The sequence below is a fragment of the Pseudomonas sp. CFBP 8770 genome (assembly GCF_014841705.1).
Taxonomy (GTDB): Bacteria; Pseudomonadota; Gammaproteobacteria; order Pseudomonadales; family Pseudomonadaceae; genus Aquipseudomonas.
Window position 1 is genome coordinate 105,253 of sequence record NZ_JACYUL010000004.1, and the last position, 18,509, is coordinate 123,761.

The window sequence follows — 18,509 nt, forward strand, 5'->3', positions numbered from 1 at the left end:
AAGGGCAAGCGGCACGCTTGGGATAGGACAAGTCCGAAAGTTTCTAAGAATTTTCCTAGTAGCGCGCTATTGCCGTCGCCAGCCTGACGATCTCGCGATGTAGCTCGGCACCATGGAAGGCCAATTGCTCGTCACTGCCCGACTGGCAGCACCCGTCCATCTTGGCCAGCACGCGCGCCAAAGGCGCGGCATCGATCAAGCAGGCAATGCCGTGAAGCCGATGCAGCACCTCGTGCAGGCGCACCCGATCCAGCGTTTCGACGACCTCGGCCAACGTCCGGCTTTCAGCCTCCAGGTTGCGCGAGAGCTCATCGAGCATTCGCCTGATGCCCTCACCGTCCGCCTGGGTCAGGTGATGCAGCGCCTGCATGGAGAATGCCGGGCCTTGCTGCATGTCGGCAATGATCTGCGCCAGCTTGTCGAGCGCTATTGGCTTGACCAGCAGTTCATCCATGCCCGCTTCGGCGCAGCGCAACCGCTCGTCCTGCATGGCATTGGCGGTGCAACCGATGAGCGTGACCGGAGCCGCGGCGGACTCTGCCTCCTGCAGGCGGATGGCTCTGCACAAGGCATGGCCGTTCATGCCGGGCATATTGCAGTCGGTAAGCACCAGATCGAAATGCCTGGCCTGCCACGCAGCCAGCGCACTCACGCCGTCGCTGGCGTCCTGCACCCGATGTCCGAGGAACTGCAACTGCTGGGTCAGCACCATCCGATTCGCCGACAGGTCGTCCACCACCAGGATATCCAGCGCAGCGCTCTCGGGCCGGACGTGCACGGTCGGTACCGCGTCATGTTCAGCCTGATGCCGCACATCAATCTGCACTTCGACCCGAGTCCCCTTGCCTTCGGTACTCTGCAGGCTGATCGTGCCACCCATCAGTTGGACCAGTTGCTTGCAGATGCTCAAACCCAGACCGGTGCCTGCGGATTCCTGCTGCACGTCCACGCCGCCCTGAACGAACGGCCTGAACAGCCTGGCCTGTCGAGTGGGTGTGATGCCCGCACCTGTGTCACTGACCACAATGGTCATTTGCCATTGGCCTGAACTGCAAGGCTGCGCAGCGACCGCCAGGCTCACACTGCCCTGGCGGGTGAACTTCAAGGCGTTGCCGAGCAGGTTGTGGACCACTTGCCGCAACCGCAGCGGATCGAACCAGAACGTGTTGGGCACGGTCGGCGCAATATCGAGATCCAGCGCTATGCCCTTGCTCGCAGCCTGGGCCGAGAACAGGCCGAGCATACCGTCGAAGAATGGCCTCACTTCGGTTACCTGCTCGGCCAGCAGCATGCTGCCCGATTCGATCTTCGCCAGGTCCAGGCTGTCGCCGATCAGGGCAATGAGCTCCTGCGCCGAACGCCAGGCCACTTCGAGCGCCTCCGACACTGGCTGGTCGTCTCGCTTGCGCCGCTCGCGCTCCAGCTCGAGCAGACCGATGATGGCTGCCATGGGCGTACGGATCTCATGGCTCATGGTCGCCAGAAAAGCACTTTTGGCCTGATTGGCCTGTTCGGCAGTGTGCCGCGCCTCGACCAATTGGTCTTCGAGACGCTTGCGTTCGGAAATGTCGATCCAGCCGCCCAGCAGACCCTGCAACTGGCCCTCGGCGTTATAGAACGGCACGATCCATTGCCAGGCGTGAACCTTGCGGCCGTGCATCTGGATCTGCCGATCGGTGGACACCGGCTGCTGATCGTCCAGCAGCTTGAGATAGTCACGGTGCATCTGCTCGGCTTCGTTGGCATTGACCACCGCGACTTCCTGCAATGTACGACCCTTGATGTCCTGCAGGCGGGTGGCAAAGCTCTTCTCGTAACTCTTGTTGCAGGACAACAGCCGCGCCTGCAGGTCGCGGACATAGATGGGCCCGGGAATGCCATCGAGCAATGCGTGCTGGAATGCCAGTTGATCGTTGAGCGCCTGCTCGGCCTTGAGCCGCTGACGGATCTGCGCCTTGAGTCGACCACTCCACAACAGCGATACGGCGCCCAGCACCAGCGCTGCTGCCAGCAGCCAATAGACCCAGGTGGCAATGCGTTGCCACATGGGCTCGGGAGGCACTACCGCACCCAGCCACTTCAAACGCGCTGCACGCAGCTCCGCTACCGGATAGGCCTCCAGCGCCTTGTTGATGATGGCCATGAGCTCGGGTTCCGAGGCACGAATGGCAAAACGGTCGGGCGACCATTCGCCATCGACATTGCGTCCGACCTTGAGCACGCCGGGCGGGTAACGCCCGACCGCACGATAGGCGCCCACTTCACTGTCGATGGTGGCATCCGCTTCGCCGCTTGCCACCATCTCGCGCGCCTTGTCGTAGGTGCTCACAAGGCGCAGCTTGATGTGCGGATACTGCATACGGATCGCGCTTTCCAGGGCGTGTTCGGCCGGGATCGCCAAGACCTTGCCGGCCAGCTCGTCCAGATGGCCGATGGGCAGATCCTCGGCACGGACGATGAAGACCCAGCCCTGGCCACCGAATGAATGGCTGAAACTCAAGAACGCCTTGCGGTCCGGCGTTTCCGAGAGGGTGGTATTCATATCGGCCTTGCCGAGCTTGAGCATGTCCAGGCTCTGCGCCATGGAGTTGGAAGGCAGATAGACGAACTGCAGGCCCGTCATGTGGGACAGCGTTGCCAGCACTTCGCTGTTGAGTCCTACCCAGTTTCCCTGGCGGTCCCTGTACAGATAGGGAGGATACTGCGTGGCGACTACACGCACCTGGCGGTGCTGGGCGATCCAGGCTTGCTCGGCGGGTTCCAGCGGCACTCGATGGTGGCCGATTTCCGAGCCCAGTCCGGTGGTCCAGCGGGTCAGGATCTCGCGGCGCAGGCCATCGTCGAGGCTGGCCAGGGCACGCTCGACCATTTGCCCCAACAACGGATCGGCCCGGCGGCTGGCAATGGTGTAGCCCACGGGCGGCAGACCGCTCGGGCCGACGATATCCAGAGCCAGGTAGGGACGCAGCGCGTTGTAGGCGCGCACGATCACCTCGTTGCTGATCATGGCGTCGACATCACCTTGGTGCAGCGCCTGCAGGCCACTGCTCAGGCTGGGTGCAACCACGATGCGGCTGTCGGGATACACGCGCTGCACCGTCGCATCGTCGGCATAGCCATCCACCAGCGCGACCTTCTCGCCGGCCAGGCCGCTGCTGTGCTTGCTGCCCGCGCGGCGCACGATGACGCCGCGGTCGGGCATGTACTCCTTGGAAAAGGCCAGGCCGTCGATGGCCTGCTCGAAGGCATTGGCGCTGGTCAGCAGATCGATTTCTCCATCCTTGAGCGCCTGCACCGCCTCGCTGCGCTGCGCGAACCCCAACACCCGCAACTCGACCCCCAGCCGGCTGCCGATCAGGCTCAGGTAGTCGGCGCTCACGCCCTGATAGCGGTTGCGATCGCTGGTGATGTCGATGGGTTCGTGATCAGCCAGCGAAACACCCACTCTGAGCGTGCCGTGGCGTTTCAGCCACTGCTGTTCGGTGCTGGAAAGCGGCAGTGGAGAAAGTTGCGCGAAGGGTGCAACCAAGGCGAAAGGCAGGCTCTGGGCAGCCATTGCCAGGCTGGGCGAAAGGATGGCAACCGCCATGAACAACCCCGTCATCCACGCCGTCACCCCTGCGAGCGTGAAAAACGAGGTCAGTGTGGGTTTCATGCCATGCATCCTTGCCTGCGGGCCAAAAGGGCCCAGGAAAAAGTTGCATAAGCTTGGCACTGTAAAAAGCATAAAGCCCGCATCGGGCGGGCTTTATGTGTTTCAGATCGCGTCAAACGCGAGGCTGCATGCCATCAGAGCGGCTTGCCGCGGTTGCCATGTTGGCTGACGAAGGCTTGTACGGCCGAGAGGTCGTTGGGCAACACGGTGCATTTCTCTTCGCGCTCGAACAGATCGACCAAGTGCGGCGGCAACTCGAGGGCCTTGCCTACGCCAGCTTTCTGCACGGCTTCGGGGAACTTGACCGGGTGCGCCGTTCCCAGCACCACCATGGGCGTGTCGAGGCTGCGACGGCATTCGCGAGCCGCGCGTACGCCAATGGCCGTGTGCGGATCGAGGACCTCACCGCATTCGGCGAATACCTGGGCGATGGTCTCGCAGGTCTGCTCGTCGCTGACCGCCAGCGAGTCGAACAGCTTGCGCGCCTCGGTCCAGCGTTCTTCATCAACGCTGAAACCGCCGCCCTGGCGGAAGTTGTCCATCAGGCCTGCAATGGCCGCGCCGTTGCGACCGTGCAAGTCGAACAGCAGGCGTTCGAAGTTCGACGACACCATGATGTCCATCGACGGCGACAACGTCGCGTGCAGGGTCTGCTTGACGTACTGGTTGCCGCTCATGAAGCGGTGCAGAATGTCGTTGCGGTTGGTGGCCACCACCAGCTGGTTGATCGGCAGGCCCATGTTGCGCGCCAGGTAGCCGGCGAAGATGTCGCCGAAGTTGCCGGTGGGCACCGAAAACGCCACCGAACGTGCCGGGCCGCCCAGCTGCAGCGCCGCGTGGAAGTAGTAGACGATCTGGGCCATGATTCGCGCCCAGTTGATCGAATTCACTGCCACCAACGGCGTGCCCTTGAGGAAGCTCTGGTCAGCGAAGCTGTTCTTGACCATTTCCTGGCAGTCATCGAAATTGCCTTCGATGGCGATGTTGTGCACGTTGTCGCCAGCGATCGTGGTCATCTGCCGACGCTGAACTGCTGAGACACGCTCGTGCGGATGCAGGATGAAAATGTCGACGTTCTCGCAGTGCTTGCAGCCTTCGATCGCAGCCGAACCGGTGTCGCCACTGGTGGCGCCAACGATCACCACGCGCTGGCCACGTTTGGCCAGTACGTAGTCAAGCAAGCGACCCAGCAACTGCAGGGCGAAGTCCTTGAACGCCAGCGTTGGCCCGTGGAAAAGCTCCATCACCCACTCGTTACCGCCCAGTTGGCGCAACGGTGCCACGGAAGCATGGGCAAATACCGCGTAGGTTTCTTCGAGAATCTTCTTGAAGTCGGCATCCGGAATGCTGCCGGTGACGAACGGACGCATGACCCGGAATGCCAGCTCGTGATAAGGCAGGCCCGCCCACGAGGCGATCTCTTCCTGGGTGAACCGCGGCAGGTTCTCCGGCACATAGAGGCCACCGTCACTGGCCAGACCGGCGAGCAGGACCTCTTCGAAGTTCAGGGCCGGGGCCTGACCGCGAGTACTGATATAACGCATTGCGAATTCCTCTGGCAGCTGCCGCTTAGTTCAAGTGCTCGACACGGATGCGCACAACCGGGCCGACCACGCCCTGCAAGGCTTCCAGCGCCTTGATGGCATCATTGATGTGCTGTTCGACGACGCGATGGGTCAGCAGGATCATCGGCACCAGGCCGTCATGTTCCTCGACCTCTTTCTGCATGATCGACTCGATGTTGATGCCGCGCTCGGACAGGATGCTCGCCACCTGCGCCAGCACGCCCGGATGATCCTTGGCCTGAATGCGCAGGTAGTAGGCGCTTTCGCAGGCTTCGATGGGCAGGATCGGGTGAGCGGAAAGCGAATCCGGCTGGAAGGCCAGGTGCGGCACCCGATTCTCCGGGTCCGAGGTCATGGCGCGGACCACATCGACCAGGTCGGCGACCACGCTCGATGCAGTCGGCTCCATGCCCGCACCGGCGCCGTAGAACAGGGTTGAACCGGCCGCGTCGCCGTTGACCATCACTGCGTTCATCACGCCATTGACGTTGGCGATCAGACGGTCGGCAGGGATCAGCGTAGGGTGCACCCGCAGCTCGATACCGCGCTCGGTGCTGCGCGCCACGCCCAGATGCTTGATGCGGTAGCCCAGGGCTTCGGCGTAGTTGACGTCGGCGGTGGTCAGGCGGGTGATGCCTTCGGTGTAGGCCTTGTCGAACTGCAGCGGAATGCCGAAGGCGATGGACGCCAGGATGGTCAATTTGTGCGCCGCATCGATACCTTCCACGTCGAAGGTAGGGTCGGCCTCGGCATAGCCCAGGGCCTGCGCTTCGGCCAGGACGTCCTCGAAGGTACGGCCTTTCTCGCGCATTTCGGTCAGGATGAAGTTGCCCGTACCGTTGATGATGCCCGCGACCCAGTTGATGCGGTTGGCCGAAAGGCCTTCGCGGATGGCCTTGATCACCGGGATGCCACCCGCCACTGCGGCTTCGAAAGCAACGATCACGCCCTTCTCGCGTGCCTTGGCGAAGATCTCGTTGCCGTGCACTGCAATCAGCGCCTTGTTGGCGGTGACTACGTGCTTGCCGTTTTCGATGGCCTTGAGTACCAGCTCGCGCGCGATGCCGTAGCCACCGATCAGCTCGATGACGACATCGATATCCGGGTTGCAGGCCACGGCGAAGACATCGTTGGTAATGGGGGTACCGGCGATCTGGCAATTGGGGTTCTGCGAGCGCATCGCGATCTGCGCCACTTCAATACCGCGCCCGGCACGGCGGGCAATCTCCTCGGCGTTGCGCTGAAGTACGTTGAAGGTGCCGCCACCGACGGTACCTAACCCACAGATGCCTACTTTGACCGGTTTCACTCTGAACTCCCCATGAAACGACCGCCTCGATGACGGTCGTGATACTGGCCGCAGGCCTTGAGCCTTCGGCTATTGATGACGTGCGAGTGCCACTCAGCCTTTCGCGTCGAGGGCCAGCTTGGCGACGTTGGCGGCTGGCTGGTAACCCGGAATGACCTGGCCGTTCTCCAGCACGATGGCTGGCGTGCCGGTGACACCGATCGACTGGCCCAGCTCGAACTGCCTGGCAACCGGGTTGGCGCACGAAGGCGCCTTGATGGTATCGCCCGATACCATCTTGTCCATGGCTGCCTTGCGGTCCTTGGAGCACCAGACGGCCTGCAGCTGTTCGTCACCGGCCGATTTCAGGCCCTGGCGCGGGAACGCGACGTAGCGGACCTCGACACCCATGCGGTTCAGCTCGGGTACTTCGGCGTGCAGCTTGTGGCAGTACGGACAGGTGGTGTCGGTGAATACCGTGATGTGCGACTTGGTTTCGCCCACTGCGGGATACACCACGGTATCGGCTACCGGGATGGCGTTGACGGTCTTGGCGATGGCCAGCCGCTCGGTTTTCTCGGTGAGATTGACCGGCTTGCCGTCCAGGATCTGGAACAGGTAGCCCTGCATGACGAATTGACCGTCGGCGCTGGCGTACAGCACGCGACCGCCTTTGAGCTTGACCTCGTACAGACCGTTGAGCGGGCTGGCGGCGACGCTTTCGATCGGCACTTCCAGTTGCAGGGTCTGCAGGGTCTTGCGAATCGCTTGTTCCGCGGCCGGGTCGGCAACGGCAAAGGTGCTGGCCAACGCAAGGGCTGCGGCGGCGAAAAGGCGGGTCACGCGCATGGGAACTCCTGAAGCGACGGACTTGAGGGGCGGTGGACGATCAGCTCGTCACAGCCCGCTGCATAAACCGGGCAAGCCTACCACATTCATTGGCCAAGACCGACTCTGGACAACCCTCGACACAGCTCTGGAACATCCTCTTTCATCCGCGCGGATGATGCCTGGCGTGAAGTTCCTGCAGACGCGCGCGTGCCACGTGGGTGTAGATCTGCGTGGTCGACAGGTCGCTGTGGCCGAGCAGCATCTGCACCACGCGCAGATCCGCACCGTGATTGAGCAGATGCGTGGCGAAGGCATGTCGCAGCGTGTGCGGCGACAGCGATTTGGCGATGCCGGCGACCTGGGCCTGATGCTTGATGCGATGCCAGAAGGTCTGTCGCGTCATCTGCTCGCCACGCTGGCTGGGAAAGACCACGTCGCTGGGCCTGCCGCCGAGCAACTCGTGGCGTCCGTCGCGCAGGTATCGCTCGACCCAGACCACGGCTTCCTCGCCCATCGGCACCAGGCGCTCCTTGTTGCCCTTGCCCACCACGCGCAATACACCCTGGCGCAGATTGACCTGATCCAGGGTCAGGCTGATCAACTCGGTCACGCGCAGACCGCAGGCATACAGCACTTCCAGCATGGCTCGATCCCGCTGGCCGATCGGCTCGCTCAGATCGGGCGCCTGCAACAACGCTTCGACGTCGGCTTCGGACAACGATTTGGGCAACGGTTTGCCCAGTTGCGGCATGTCGATCTGCAGGGTCGGGTCGGCACCGATCAGCTTTTCGCGCAGCAGGTAGCGGTAGAAGCCGCGCGCGCCCGACAGCAGCCGCGCCGTGGAGCGGGCCTTGTAACCCTGCTCGACCCGCCAGGCCAGGTGATCGAGCAGTACATCGCGACCCGCCGCGTCCAGCGCGATGCCACGCTCGTGCAACCAACCGTTGAACAGCGCAAGGTCACTGCGGTAGCTGTTGCGACTGTTTTCCGATAGGCCTTTTTCCAGCCAGAGGGCGTCGAGGAATTGGTCGATCAGGGGGTGGTCGAGGGCAGGCATCGGAATCGCAGGACTGTGGGGGTGCGGGGATGATAACAGGGCGCAGGGCCGAGGCGACGCCTTCGCAGGCAGAGGACTCGCCCACACACCCTCGCCCACAAAAAAGGCAGCCCGAAGGCTGCCTTTTTCTGCATCAGAAACAAACTGTACTCAGGACAGTTTTTCCTTGATACGTGCTGCTTTACCAGACAGGTCGCGCAGGTAGTACAGCTTGGCTTTGCGCACGTCACCACGACGTTTCACGGCCATGCTGTCGATCTGCGGGCTGTAGGTCTGGAAAGTACGTTCAACACCTACACCGTTGGAGATTTTACGAACGGTGAAAGCACTGTTCACGCCGCGGTTGCGCTTGGCGATAACAACGCCTTCGAACGCCTGCAGACGCGAGCGATCGCCTTCCTTCACTTTCACCTGAACGACAATGGTGTCGCCCGGGGCAAAGGGAGGGATTTCTTTGGTCATCTGCTCTGCTTCGAGTGCAAGGATGATTTTGTTGGTCATGCTGTGCTCCTAAGGTAAATCGTCTGACTTACCATCGATACGTTAACTATCGTCCCGCTCGCGGAGATACTCCGCCAGCAGCTTGTTCTCTTCTCCAGAAAGCGAGCGTCTTTCCAGAAGATCGGCACGTCGTTCGTAGGTCCGCCCAAGGGACTGCTGCAAACGCCAGCGCCGGATGTGTGCATGATTGCCGCTAAGCAATATGTCGGGAACACGCTGATCCGCATACACCTCCGGTCGGGTGTAGTGCGGGCAATCGAGCAGACCGTCGGTGAAGGAATCTTCCTCCGCGGAGTCCGCATGCCCCAAAGCTCCGGGCAGCAGTCGTGTAACCGCATCGATCAGGACCATGGCAGGCAATTCACCGCCCGACAGCACATAGTCGCCAACAGACCACTCTTCATCGACATGAGCTTCAATGAAACGCTCGTCGATGCCTTCGTATCGCCCGGCGATCAGAATCAATGATTCGGACATCGCCAGTTGTTTCACCGCACCCTGTACCAGCGGCCGGCCCTGGGGCGACAGGTAGATCACCTTCGCCGCTTCCCCTGCCGCAGCCTTGGCCTGAACCAGAGCGTCTTCCAGGGGCTTGATCTTCATTACCATTCCCGGACCACCGCCGAAGGGCCGGTCATCCACTGTGTGGTGACGGTCCGTGGTGTAGTCCCGCGGATTCCAGCAGGTTAGTTGCAACAACCCCTGTTTCACCGCGCGGCTGGAAATGCCGTACTCGCTGATGGCCGAGAACATCTCGGGGAACAGGGTGATCACTTCCACGCGAAGGGTTGCCATCGCCTAGAAGTCCGCGTCCCAATCCACCCTCATCTCGCCAGCGGCCAGGTCGACCTTCAACACGCATTGCGCCGTATAGGGCAACAGGCGTTCACGATCATCCAGGCTGCCCGCGCAGGGCTTCACCACCATTACATCGTTGGCGCCGGTCTCCAACAGGTGATCGACGTTGCCGAGCAGTTGCTCTTGCAGGTCGATGACCTTCAGGCCCTGAAGCTGATACCAGTAGTAGTCATCTTCGGCCAGGTCGGGCAAAAGGCTGCGCGAGATGCAAATCTCGTAACCGGACAGAAGACTGGCTTCGTCGCGATCGTCCAGGCCTTTCAACTTGGCAACCAGATCCTTTTGCGTGGATCGGCCGCTGACCAGCTCTACCTGCTTGGTCACGCCTTCGCGCCGGAGCGTCCAGGAGGTGTACTGCAGCAGGTTTTCAATCGGATCGGTAAAGGAAAAGACCTTCACCTCGCCGCGAACGCCGTGTACCGAGAAAATCTTGCCGACGACGATCAAGTCATCAGCGGAATCTGGCGTCGCGTTCATATTGCTCAGGCCGCGGCCTTGGCATTTTCCTTCAGCAACTGAGCAACACGCTCAGAAGGCTGTGCACCGACGCTCAACCAGTGGTTGACGCGCTCTTGGTTCACGGACAGACGGATTTCCTGACCACGGGCAACAGGGTTGAAGAAACCCACGTGCTCTTTGTGGGAACCGTCACGCGGGTTGCGCGAGTCGGTTACGGTCAGTTGGTAAAACGGGCGCTTTTTGGAGCCGCCACGGGCAAGACGGATGGTTAGCATTGAACATCGTTCCTGTAGTCGGTGCTGCAAATCATAATGCACAGCGGGCACACGGGTGCCCGAAAGGCCGCATATTCTCAGGGAATACACGGACATTTGCAAATGCCTTTTTCCGATAGGTCGAGGCTTGCAGCGAGGATTTGCCTATGAGCCGTTGCAAGCAACGGAGTTTGGCCACATGGCCAGGGTATTCATCGGCACGAGGTATGTGCTTGTGGGAGCAGGCTATGCCCGTTCCCGCAGGGTTCTCGTGCCGACGCAATGCTTTACATCTTGGGCATGCCGCCACCGCCGCCGGGCAGCATGCCGCCCATGCCGCGCATCATCTTGGCCATGCCACCCTTGGTCGAGAACTTCTTCATCATCTTCTGCATCTGCTTGTGCTGCTTGATCAAGCGACCGATGTCCTGCACCTGGGTACCCGAGCCCATGGCAATGCGACGCTTGCGCGACCCGCTGATCACGTCGGGGTCGCGGCGCTCGGCCGGGGTCATGGAGTTGATGATGGCTTCCATCTGCTTGAACTGCTTCTCGGCGACATTCTGGGCGTTGCCCATCTGCGAGAGGTTCACACCGCCGATGCTCGGCAGCTTGTCCATCAGGCCGCCGAGGCCGCCCATGGTCTTCATCTGTACGAGCTGGTCGCGGAAGTCTTCGAGGTCGAAGCCCTTGCCCTTCTTCAGCTTCTTGGCCAGTTTGTCGGCCTTGTCCTTGTCCAGCGACTGCTCGGCCTGCTCGATCAGGCTGAGCACGTCGCCCATGCCCAGAATACGCGACGCAATTCGGTCGGGATGGAACGGCTCGAGCGCTTCGCTCTTCTCACCCATGCCGATGAACTTGATCGGCTTGCCGGTGATGGCACGCACCGACAGTGCGGCACCGCCGCGTGCGTCGCCGTCGACCTTGGTCAGGATCACGCCGGTCAGCGGCAGCGCATCACCGAAGGCCTTGGCCGTGTTGGCCGCGTCCTGGCCGGTCATGGCGTCGACCACGAACAAGGTTTCGGCCGGCTTGACCGCCGCGTGCAGCTGCTGGATCTCGCCCATCATCTCGGCGTCGATGTGCAGGCGCCCGGCGGTGTCGAGGATGACCACGTCGATGAACTTGAGCTTGGCCTCGCGGATCGCGGCGTTGGCGATGTCCACGGGCTTCTGGCTGATGTCGGACGGGAAGAAGGTCACGCCGATATCGCTGGCCAGGGTTTCCAGCTGCTTGATGGCTGCCGGACGGTAGACGTCTGCCGACACCACCATCACGGTCTTCTTCTTGCGTTCCTTGAGGTACCGCGCCAGCTTGCCGGCGGTAGTGGTCTTGCCCGCACCCTGCAGGCCGGCCATGAGGATGACCGCCGGCGGGGTCACCGCCAGGCTCAGTTCCTCGTTGGCCGCGCCCATCATCTCGACGAGCTCGGCCTGGACGATCTTCACGAACGCCTGGCCTGGGGTCAGGCTGCGCGAAACCTCGGTGCCGACCGCACGCTCCTTGACCTTGTTGACGAAGTCCTTCACCACCGGCAAGGCGACGTCGGCTTCGAGCAGCGCCATGCGCACTTCGCGCAGGGTGTCTTTGATGTTGTCCTCGGTCAGCTTGGCTTTGCCGGTGACGTGGCGCAGCGTCTGCGAGAGGCGGTCTGTAAGGTTTTCAAACATGTCGCGATCCTTTCTGGCTCTGGTTGAGCCGAGGTTGTGGCGGCAAGAGCAGGCCGGCGATTATAACCAAGAGTGGGTGCCACGGACACTGCGCGGTATGCAGTCTTTCGTCGGCGGGCATTTGATGCCAAACTCAGGCACTTTCCGGCTTGTGCTCCACAGGACCTATGCTCCCCTTGTCACCCAGTCTAATCCCCACCCTCGCCGCCGCCTGCCTGTACGCCGCTGCGACTGCCTATCAGGCAACCCGTATCGGCCAAGGCGGCAAGGCTGACAAGCGCGTGCTCTACCTGTTCGGCTTCCTGGCCGTGATCGCCCACGGCTGCGCGTTGTTCTCGCAGTTGCTCACGCCCCTGGGGCTGAGCCTGGACTTCTTCAGCGCGGCCAGCCTGATCGCCGTGGCGGTGATCGCCCTGACCCTGCTGGCCACCAGCCAGATACCCGTGGAAAACCTGCTGGTGCTGCTGTTTCCCCTGGGCCTGGCGACCATCCTGATCGCCCAGTTCGCGCCCGGCGGGACTGCACCGCTGATCCACGAAGAGCCCGGCATTCTCACGCACATCCTGCTGTCCATCCTGGCCTATGGCATGTTCACCATCGCCGTGTTCCAGTCGTTGCTGCTGTTGCTGCAGGACCACCAGCTCAAGCACAAGCATCCGGCTGGGCTGATCAAGAATTTCCCGCCGCTGCAGACCATGGAAAGCCTGCTGTTCGGTTTCATCTGGGCCGGCTGGGCACTGCTGTCGCTGTCACTGATTTCAGGCTGGGTGTTCGTCGAGAACCTGTTCGCGCAACACCTGGTGCACAAGACCCTGCTCGCCTGCCTGGCCTGGATCGTTTTCAGCGTGCTGCTGTGGGGACGCAATCGCCTGGGCTGGCGCGGGCACAAGGCCATTCGCTGGACGCTGGCAGGCTTCTGCCTGTTGATGCTGGCCTACTTCGGCAGCAAGCTGGTTCGCGAATACATTCTGCACATCTGACAGGTCACCCATGGACACTCTGCCCCTAGGGCCGATGCTCGGCGCGCTGGCGCTGGCCATTCTTCTCGCCGCGCTGCTTTGTGCAGTGGAAGCCGCGCTGCACACGCTGGCCGCACAGCGCCCCACCGGACGCAATGGCGATCGACCGGCGCTGCAGGCGCCGCTGCCCAGCCTGGTGTTGCTCAATACCCTGGCCCGTGCCATGGCAGTCATCCTGGGGGTGACGCTGGGCATCTATCTGCGCGGCGCCCATGGCGCCTGGCTTGGTGGCCTGGGCAGCGCGCTCGCCCTGCTGGTGCTGGCCGACTACCTGCCACGTCGCCTTGCGCAGCGGTATCCGCGGCCGTTCATCGGCATGGCCAATGCCCTCCTGGCGCCACCACTCAAGCTGGTATGGCCGTTGGCGTGGCTGCTGGATGGCGCGGCACGGCTGCTGGTCGTGCCCTTCACCCGCAAGAACCCCGAAAAAGGCGCGCAGCAAGAGCCCGCCTTACCGCGCAATGTGCTGGACGAACTGGCCACCGAAGCACGGAGCAACAAACCGCACCTGGCCAACAGCATTCATGCGCTGGACAAGATCACCGTCAACGACATCCTGGTGCCGCGCAACGAGATCGATGGGATCAATCTGGAAGATTCACTGGACGAGATCATCGACCAGCTGATGATCAGTCGCCATACCCGCCTGCCGGTCTTCCACAACGACATCAACCATGTCGAACGGGTACTCAATACCCGTCAGATCAGCCACCTGCTGCCACAGCGCGAACTCACCGTCGAGGCCTTGCTCGCCGCCTGCTATGAAGCCTACTTCGTACCGGAAAGCACGCCCCTGCAGATGCAGTTGCTGAATTTCCACAAGCAGCAACGCCGATTGGGCATCGTCGTCGACGAATATGGCGAGGTGCAGGGCATCGTGACCCTGGAAGACATTCTGGAAGAGATCGTCGGCGAGTTCGAAGATGAAGATGCGCTGGCCAATCCGCATATCCATCCGCAGCTCGATGGCCGTTTCGTGGTCGAAGGCCAGGCCTCCATTCGCGACATCAACAAGAGCCTAGGCTGGCACCTGCCCAGCGATGGCCCCAAGACCTTGAACGGCCTGGTCACCGAGGCGCTGGAGAGCATTCCGGCCAGCGCGGTGTGCCTGAAGATCGGGCGTTATCGCATGGAAATTCTCGAGACCGAGGAAAACCGCGCGTCGCGGGTGCTGATCTGGCACGCGAGCAGCCTGCCAGCGGCGTGACGGCGGTGTCGCACCTTCGCAAAACCGGCGCCGCCGCTGGGCAGGCACCGGTCGACTCAGACCTTACAATTCGACCTTGACCGCCTGCGAGGCGCGCGTGGCCTTGGCCCGGGCTGCCTCGATCGATTCGTCGCGGGCCAGGGCCACGCCCATGCGCCGCTGCCCATTGACCTCAGGCTTGCCGAACAGACGCAGCGCCGTGTCCGGCTCGGCCAGGGCCGCGCCGAGGTTGTCGAACGCAGTCTGGCGAGAATTGCCTTCGACCAGGATTACCGCCGAGGCCGATGGCCCGAACTGCCGGACCAACGGGATCGGCAGCCCGAGAATGGCACGTGCGTGCAACGCGAACTGGGACAGATCCTGGGAAATCAGGGTGACCAGACCGGTATCGTGCGGACGCGGCGAAACCTCGCTGAACCAGACCTGATCACCCTTGATGAACAGTTCTACGCCAAACAGGCCGCGCCCACCCAGGGCTTCGGTCACTGCACGTGCCACGCGCTCCGACTCGGCCAGGGCCACCGGGCTCATTGCCTGAGGCTGCCAGGACTCCTGATAGTCGCCTTTCTCCTGACGGTGGCCAACCGGCGCGCAGAACGTCGTCCCGCCAACGTGGCGGACGGTCAGCAAGGTGATTTCGTAGTCGAAGTCGATGAATCCTTCGATGATCACCCGACCCTTGCCAGCGCGCCCGCCTTCCTGGGCATAGTCCCACGCCTGCTGCACATCGGCCGCCGAGCGCAGCAGGCTCTGACCCTTGCCCGAAGAGCTCATGACCGGCTTGACCACGCAAGGGAAACCCAGGTCCTGCACTGCCCGCGCGTAGTCTTCGAAGGTGTCGGCAAAATGGTACGGCGAGGTCGGCAGGTCCAGCTCTTCGGCGGCCAGACGACGGATGCCCTCGCGGTTCATGGTCAGTTGGGCCGCGCGCGCGGTCGGCACCACGGTGAAACCCTCGGACTCCAGCTCCACCAGCGTGGCGGTGGCGATGGCCTCGATCTCGGGCACGATATAGTGTGGCTTCTCTGCTTCGATGACCGATCGCAAGGCAGCGCCGTCGAGCATGTTGATGACATGGCTGCGATGGGCCACTTGCATGGCCGGCGCATCGGCGTAACGGTCGACGGCGATGACTTCGACGCCCAGGCGTTGCAGCTCGATCACCACTTCCTTGCCCAGCTCGCCGCAGCCGCACAGCAGTACGCGGGTCGCGGTCGGCGACAGGGGGGTTCCGATACGGGTCATTTCAGGTCCTCAGGGAATCGTCTGGATCGAGGGGCAGCACGCAGGCCAACCCGACAGGGGCCGGCATTTTAACTCAACATGGCCTCGCGTGCGCCAGTCTCGCCGCCCACACGCAAGCGCTGGCCTAGCCGCCCGGAAATACCAGGCCCTGGGCCAGGGCGCGCTGATGGGTGAGACGCAGCACGTCGCGGCGCTGGTCGTCACTCATTCGCCCCCATTGGGTGATTTCCACCGCGGTGCGCTGGCAGCCCGTGCACACGTCCTGCTCGTCCAGTGCACAGACACTGATGCAGGGCGACTTGACCGGCTTTGGCAGAGGGTTCACGAGTCCTGCTCGATCAGTTCGCGGGCATAGCGCTGGGCATTGTCTACATAGTGCGCGGCGCTGGCTTCGAGCATGCGCTTCTGCGCTTCGCTCAGCTCGCGCACGACCTTGCCCGGCGAACCCATGACCAGCGATCCATCGGGAATCTCCTTGCCCTCGGCGATCAGCGAGTTGGCGCCGATGATGCAGTGCTTGCCGATCCTGGCACCGTTGAGAATGACGGCGTTGATGCCGATCAGGCTGAAGTCGTCGACGGTACAGCCATGCAGCATGGCATTGTGACCAATGGTCACGCCGCGACCGATGGTCAATGGCACGCCGGCATCGGTATGCATCACGGTGCCATCCTGCACGTTGCTGTGCTCGCCGATGTCGATCAGCTCGTTGTCGCCACGCAGCACGGCGCCGAACCAGACACTGGCGCCAGCCTGCAGGCGTACCTTGCCGATCAGGGTGGCATTGGGTGCGACCCAGCTGTCGGGATGGGTTTCGACGCGCGAGTCGCCCAGACGGTATTTCATGTGATTTCCTCGACGCGGCAGTGGTCGACACGGCACCCGGCCGCACGACAATCAGATGGCGGTGTAATGCTCGGGAGGCCGGTGCAGGCTGATCCGGGCGTCATACATCAGGTTGACGAGTTCGACGATCATGATCGCCGACAACCCCCATATCTTGTATTCGCCGAAGCGATAGCTGGGCACGTACCAGCTGCGGCCCTGGTAATCGATGCGGTGGGTATGCTCGCGCGGGTCCTGTCGGAAGAACTCCAGCGGCACGGAAAACACTGCGGCGATTTCGGCATCGTTGGGCCGGTATTCGACATAGTCGGGAATGATGCCCACGAATGGCGTGACCTTGAGCCCGTGCTTGGACACCAGCGGGCTGAGCGGACCGACGATTTCCACCAGCCCGGGCGGCAGACCGATTTCCTCTTCGGCTTCGCGCAGCGCGGTGAATATCAGGTCAGGGTCTTGCGGGTCGCGCCGTCCGCCGGGGAACGCCACTTCGCCGCCATGGGTCGAGAGCCCCGAGGCACGCAGTGTGAGCACCAGCTCGGGCTCGTCGCTGCGGGTGATGGGCAGCAACACGGCCGCTTCGGGAAAGCGGCTGTCTGTTTCCAGCGTGCGTGGCGTATGGTTGCTCACCCGGCGCAGTAGCTCGTCCAGCATGGCGTTTCTCGATCCGTGGCCTGCTGGCATGATGCACCAAAAGCCGCCGGCAGCCCAAGCTCGATTTGCCTTGCCACAGGCTTGCGGCGCCTCTGCACTACGGCCAAGATAGCGGCAGCCATCAAGGATCTGAGCATGAATTTCTGCAGCCATTGCGGCAACCCGGTAACCCTGCGCATCCCTACCGGCGATACTCGCCCCCGATTCGTCTGCGGGCATTGCCACCTCGTCCATTACCAGAACCCCAAAGTGGTCGCGGGCTGCATCGCCGTGTGGCAGGAGCAGGTCTTGCTGTGCCGCCGGGCCATCGAGCCGCGCCGCGGTTTCTGGACCCTGCCGGCAGGCTTCATGGAAAACGGCGAAACGCTGCAACAGGCGGCCAGCCGCGAAACCGTCGAAGAAGCCTGTGCGCAGGTCACCAACCTTGCGCTGTACACCGTGTTCGACCTGCCGCACATCAGCCAGGTGCAGGTGTTCTACCGCGCCGAAATGTCCACGCCTTCGTTTGCCGTGGGCGAGGAAAGCCTGGAAGTGGGCTTGTTCGCGCAAAATCAGATCCCTTGGGCGGAGCTGGCTTTCCCCACCGTCGGGCGTACCTTAGAATACTTTTTCGCCGACCGGCTGGAGCACAGCTATCCGGTTCGCAACGAATGCCTGGGGCCGCTGCTCGCGCGCTGGCCACAGACCTGACCCATCGCACCGGCCCAAACGGCGCGTTTCCATTGCAGGAATATTCCATAGATGCGCTGCCTGACCGCTCTGTTCTGCCTGTGCTTCGCCGTGAGCGCCCAGGCCGCCTTCACCGTTACCGTTGAACGCAAGCCGGTCGACCAGATTGTCCCTGCGCTGCAATCGAGCAAACGCCTGGGGGTGGACCCGATCGACAAGGTGCTGGTGCTCAAGACCAGTCGCCAGTTGCAATTGATCAGCGGTGGCCAGCCGCTCAAGAGTTACCGCATCTCGCTGGGCAAGCAACCCCAGGGCGCCAAGGTGCGCGAAGGCGACAAGCGCACGCCGGAGGGTTTCTACTGGCTCGACTGGCGCAAGGTGAGCGATCGCTTCAATTTGGCCATGCACGTGTCCTATCCCAACATCAGCGACTCGGCCCGCGCCCGCCGCGAGGGCGTTCCGCCGGGCAGCATGATCATGATCCACGGCACGCCGATCGACGAGGACTACCCGGAATGGTACTTCGCCACCCTGGACTGGACCGATGGCTGTATCGCCATGAAGAACGACGACATGCGAGAGGTGTGGAGCCTGGTCAAGGACGGCACGATGATCGAGATCCGGCCTTGAGCGCAGCGTCCTTTTCACCGACTCCGCCATGACCGTCCTTCAGCCACCATAGGAACCCTCCTACAACTGGCTCCTTTTTCTAATCCTCTCTTTCCTACTGTCTG

Annotated in this window: 18 protein-coding genes; 4 read left to right on the forward strand and 14 right to left on the reverse strand. The window is 62.4% G+C overall.

The window, feature by feature from the left end; all coding sequences use genetic code 11:
- Positions 1–55: 55 nt before the first annotated feature.
- From IFT98_RS10110 to ffh, 10 genes are all read right to left on the reverse strand, one after another.
- Entirely contained in the window at positions 56–3,655 is a 3,600-nt protein-coding gene (locus tag IFT98_RS10110; protein WP_244650928.1) for an ATP-binding protein, read from the reverse strand.
- Between the two features lie 134 nt (positions 3,656–3,789).
- Complete coding sequence (thrC, locus tag IFT98_RS10115) at positions 3,790–5,199, reverse strand: threonine synthase (protein ID WP_122714340.1); 1,410 nt, start codon at positions 5,197–5,199, stop codon at positions 3,790–3,792.
- 25 nt (positions 5,200–5,224) lie between these two features.
- Positions 5,225–6,529, reverse strand: a complete 1,305-nt coding sequence (locus tag IFT98_RS10120; RefSeq protein ID WP_122475085.1) for a homoserine dehydrogenase — start codon at positions 6,527–6,529, stop codon at positions 5,225–5,227.
- A 93-nt stretch (positions 6,530–6,622) separates the two neighbouring features.
- On the reverse strand, positions 6,623–7,357 hold the full coding sequence (locus IFT98_RS10125; RefSeq protein WP_192048409.1) for a DsbC family protein: 735 nt from the start codon (positions 7,355–7,357) through the stop codon (positions 6,623–6,625).
- 142 nt (positions 7,358–7,499) lie between these two features.
- On the reverse strand, positions 7,500–8,396 hold the full coding sequence (gene xerD / locus IFT98_RS10130; protein WP_122795269.1) for a site-specific tyrosine recombinase XerD: 897 nt from the start codon (positions 8,394–8,396) through the stop codon (positions 7,500–7,502).
- A gap of 150 nt (positions 8,397–8,546) precedes the next feature.
- Positions 8,547–8,897, reverse strand: coding sequence for a 50S ribosomal protein L19 (rplS, locus tag IFT98_RS10135; protein WP_043193039.1), 351 nt, complete (start codon positions 8,895–8,897; stop codon positions 8,547–8,549).
- 42 nt (positions 8,898–8,939) lie between these two features.
- A complete protein-coding gene (trmD, locus tag IFT98_RS10140; RefSeq protein ID WP_192048411.1) occupies positions 8,940–9,692 on the reverse strand; it encodes a tRNA (guanosine(37)-N1)-methyltransferase TrmD in 753 nt (250 codons plus the stop codon).
- Between the two features lie 3 nt (positions 9,693–9,695).
- A complete protein-coding gene (gene rimM, locus IFT98_RS10145; protein WP_192048413.1) occupies positions 9,696–10,232 on the reverse strand; it encodes a ribosome maturation factor RimM in 537 nt (178 codons plus the stop codon).
- 5 nt (positions 10,233–10,237) lie between these two features.
- Complete coding sequence (gene rpsP / locus IFT98_RS10150) at positions 10,238–10,489, reverse strand: 30S ribosomal protein S16 (protein ID WP_043193034.1); 252 nt, start codon at positions 10,487–10,489, stop codon at positions 10,238–10,240.
- A 266-nt stretch (positions 10,490–10,755) separates the two neighbouring features.
- Complete coding sequence (ffh, locus tag IFT98_RS10155) at positions 10,756–12,138, reverse strand: signal recognition particle protein (protein WP_122714344.1); 1,383 nt, start codon at positions 12,136–12,138, stop codon at positions 10,756–10,758.
- Positions 12,139–12,305: 167 nt separating this feature from the next.
- Between ffh and IFT98_RS10160 the strand changes: the two genes are divergently transcribed.
- Both IFT98_RS10160 and IFT98_RS10165 read left to right on the forward strand, forming a co-directional pair.
- On the forward strand, positions 12,306–13,118 hold the full coding sequence (locus IFT98_RS10160; RefSeq protein ID WP_122475097.1) for a cytochrome C assembly family protein: 813 nt from the start codon (positions 12,306–12,308) through the stop codon (positions 13,116–13,118).
- Between the two features lie 10 nt (positions 13,119–13,128).
- A complete protein-coding gene (locus IFT98_RS10165) occupies positions 13,129–14,364 on the forward strand; it encodes a transporter associated domain-containing protein (protein ID WP_192048415.1) in 1,236 nt (411 codons plus the stop codon).
- A gap of 63 nt (positions 14,365–14,427) precedes the next feature.
- On the opposite strand, the gene purT is transcribed toward IFT98_RS10165, so the two are convergent.
- The 4 genes from purT to IFT98_RS10185 all read right to left on the reverse strand — a co-directional run bounded on the left by purT (position 14,428) and on the right by IFT98_RS10185 (position 17,106).
- Entirely contained in the window at positions 14,428–15,609 is a 1,182-nt protein-coding gene (purT, locus tag IFT98_RS10170; RefSeq protein ID WP_122714346.1) for a formate-dependent phosphoribosylglycinamide formyltransferase, read from the reverse strand.
- Positions 15,610–15,733: 124 nt separating this feature from the next.
- Complete coding sequence (locus IFT98_RS10175) at positions 15,734–15,934, reverse strand: DUF1289 domain-containing protein (protein WP_192048417.1); 201 nt, start codon at positions 15,932–15,934, stop codon at positions 15,734–15,736.
- Positions 15,931–16,455: a gamma carbonic anhydrase family protein gene (locus IFT98_RS10180; protein ID WP_122714348.1), complete on the reverse strand. Its 525-nt coding sequence runs from the start codon at positions 16,453–16,455 to the stop codon at positions 15,931–15,933. Before IFT98_RS10180 ends, IFT98_RS10175 begins: the two co-directional genes overlap by 4 nt.
- Before the next feature lie 51 nt (positions 16,456–16,506).
- Positions 16,507–17,106 carry a CoA pyrophosphatase gene (locus IFT98_RS10185; protein ID WP_122714349.1) on the reverse strand — a complete coding sequence of 200 codons (600 nt, stop codon included), beginning with the start codon at positions 17,104–17,106 and terminating at the stop codon, positions 16,507–16,509.
- A gap of 135 nt (positions 17,107–17,241) precedes the next feature.
- On the opposite strand from IFT98_RS10185, the gene IFT98_RS10190 reads away from it, so the two are divergent.
- Both IFT98_RS10190 and IFT98_RS10195 read left to right on the forward strand, forming a co-directional pair.
- Positions 17,242–17,796: an NUDIX hydrolase gene (locus IFT98_RS10190; RefSeq protein WP_122714350.1), complete on the forward strand. Its 555-nt coding sequence runs from the start codon at positions 17,242–17,244 to the stop codon at positions 17,794–17,796.
- A gap of 51 nt (positions 17,797–17,847) precedes the next feature.
- Positions 17,848–18,405, forward strand: a complete 558-nt coding sequence (locus tag IFT98_RS10195) for a L,D-transpeptidase family protein (RefSeq protein ID WP_192048419.1) — start codon at positions 17,848–17,850, stop codon at positions 18,403–18,405.
- The last annotated feature ends 104 nt before the right edge of the window (positions 18,406–18,509 follow it).

What these genes read in the sequence shown, in the direction of transcription:
- IFT98_RS10110 (WP_244650928.1), bottom strand. Translation starts at nt 3,655, where the DNA reads ATGAAACCCACACTGACCTCGTTTTTCACGCTCGCAGGGGTGACGGCG.
- thrC (WP_122714340.1), bottom strand. Translation starts at nt 5,199, where the DNA reads ATGCGTTATATCAGTACTCGCGGTCAGGCCCCGGCCCTGAACTTCGAA.
- IFT98_RS10125 (WP_192048409.1), bottom strand. Translation starts at nt 7,357, where the DNA reads ATGCGCGTGACCCGCCTTTTCGCCGCCGCAGCCCTTGCGTTGGCCAGC.
- xerD (WP_122795269.1), bottom strand. Translation starts at nt 8,396, where the DNA reads ATGCCTGCCCTCGACCACCCCCTGATCGACCAATTCCTCGACGCCCTC.
- rplS (WP_043193039.1), bottom strand. Translation starts at nt 8,897, where the DNA reads ATGACCAACAAAATCATCCTTGCACTCGAAGCAGAGCAGATGACCAAA.
- trmD (WP_192048411.1), bottom strand. Translation starts at nt 9,692, where the DNA reads ATGGCAACCCTTCGCGTGGAAGTGATCACCCTGTTCCCCGAGATGTTC.
- rimM (WP_192048413.1), bottom strand. Translation starts at nt 10,232, where the DNA reads ATGAACGCGACGCCAGATTCCGCTGATGACTTGATCGTCGTCGGCAAG.
- rpsP (WP_043193034.1), bottom strand. Translation starts at nt 10,489, where the DNA reads ATGCTAACCATCCGTCTTGCCCGTGGCGGCTCCAAAAAGCGCCCGTTT.
- ffh (WP_122714344.1), bottom strand. Translation starts at nt 12,138, where the DNA reads ATGTTTGAAAACCTTACAGACCGCCTCTCGCAGACGCTGCGCCACGTC.
- IFT98_RS10160 (WP_122475097.1), top strand. Translation starts at nt 12,306, where the DNA reads ATGCTCCCCTTGTCACCCAGTCTAATCCCCACCCTCGCCGCCGCCTGC.
- IFT98_RS10165 (WP_192048415.1), top strand. Translation starts at nt 13,129, where the DNA reads ATGGACACTCTGCCCCTAGGGCCGATGCTCGGCGCGCTGGCGCTGGCC.
- purT (WP_122714346.1), bottom strand. Translation starts at nt 15,609, where the DNA reads ATGACCCGTATCGGAACCCCCCTGTCGCCGACCGCGACCCGCGTACTG.
- IFT98_RS10180 (WP_122714348.1), bottom strand. Translation starts at nt 16,455, where the DNA reads ATGAAATACCGTCTGGGCGACTCGCGCGTCGAAACCCATCCCGACAGC.
- IFT98_RS10185 (WP_122714349.1), bottom strand. Translation starts at nt 17,106, where the DNA reads ATGCTGGACGAGCTACTGCGCCGGGTGAGCAACCATACGCCACGCACG.
- IFT98_RS10190 (WP_122714350.1), top strand. Translation starts at nt 17,242, where the DNA reads ATGAATTTCTGCAGCCATTGCGGCAACCCGGTAACCCTGCGCATCCCT.
- IFT98_RS10195 (WP_192048419.1), top strand. Translation starts at nt 17,848, where the DNA reads ATGCGCTGCCTGACCGCTCTGTTCTGCCTGTGCTTCGCCGTGAGCGCC.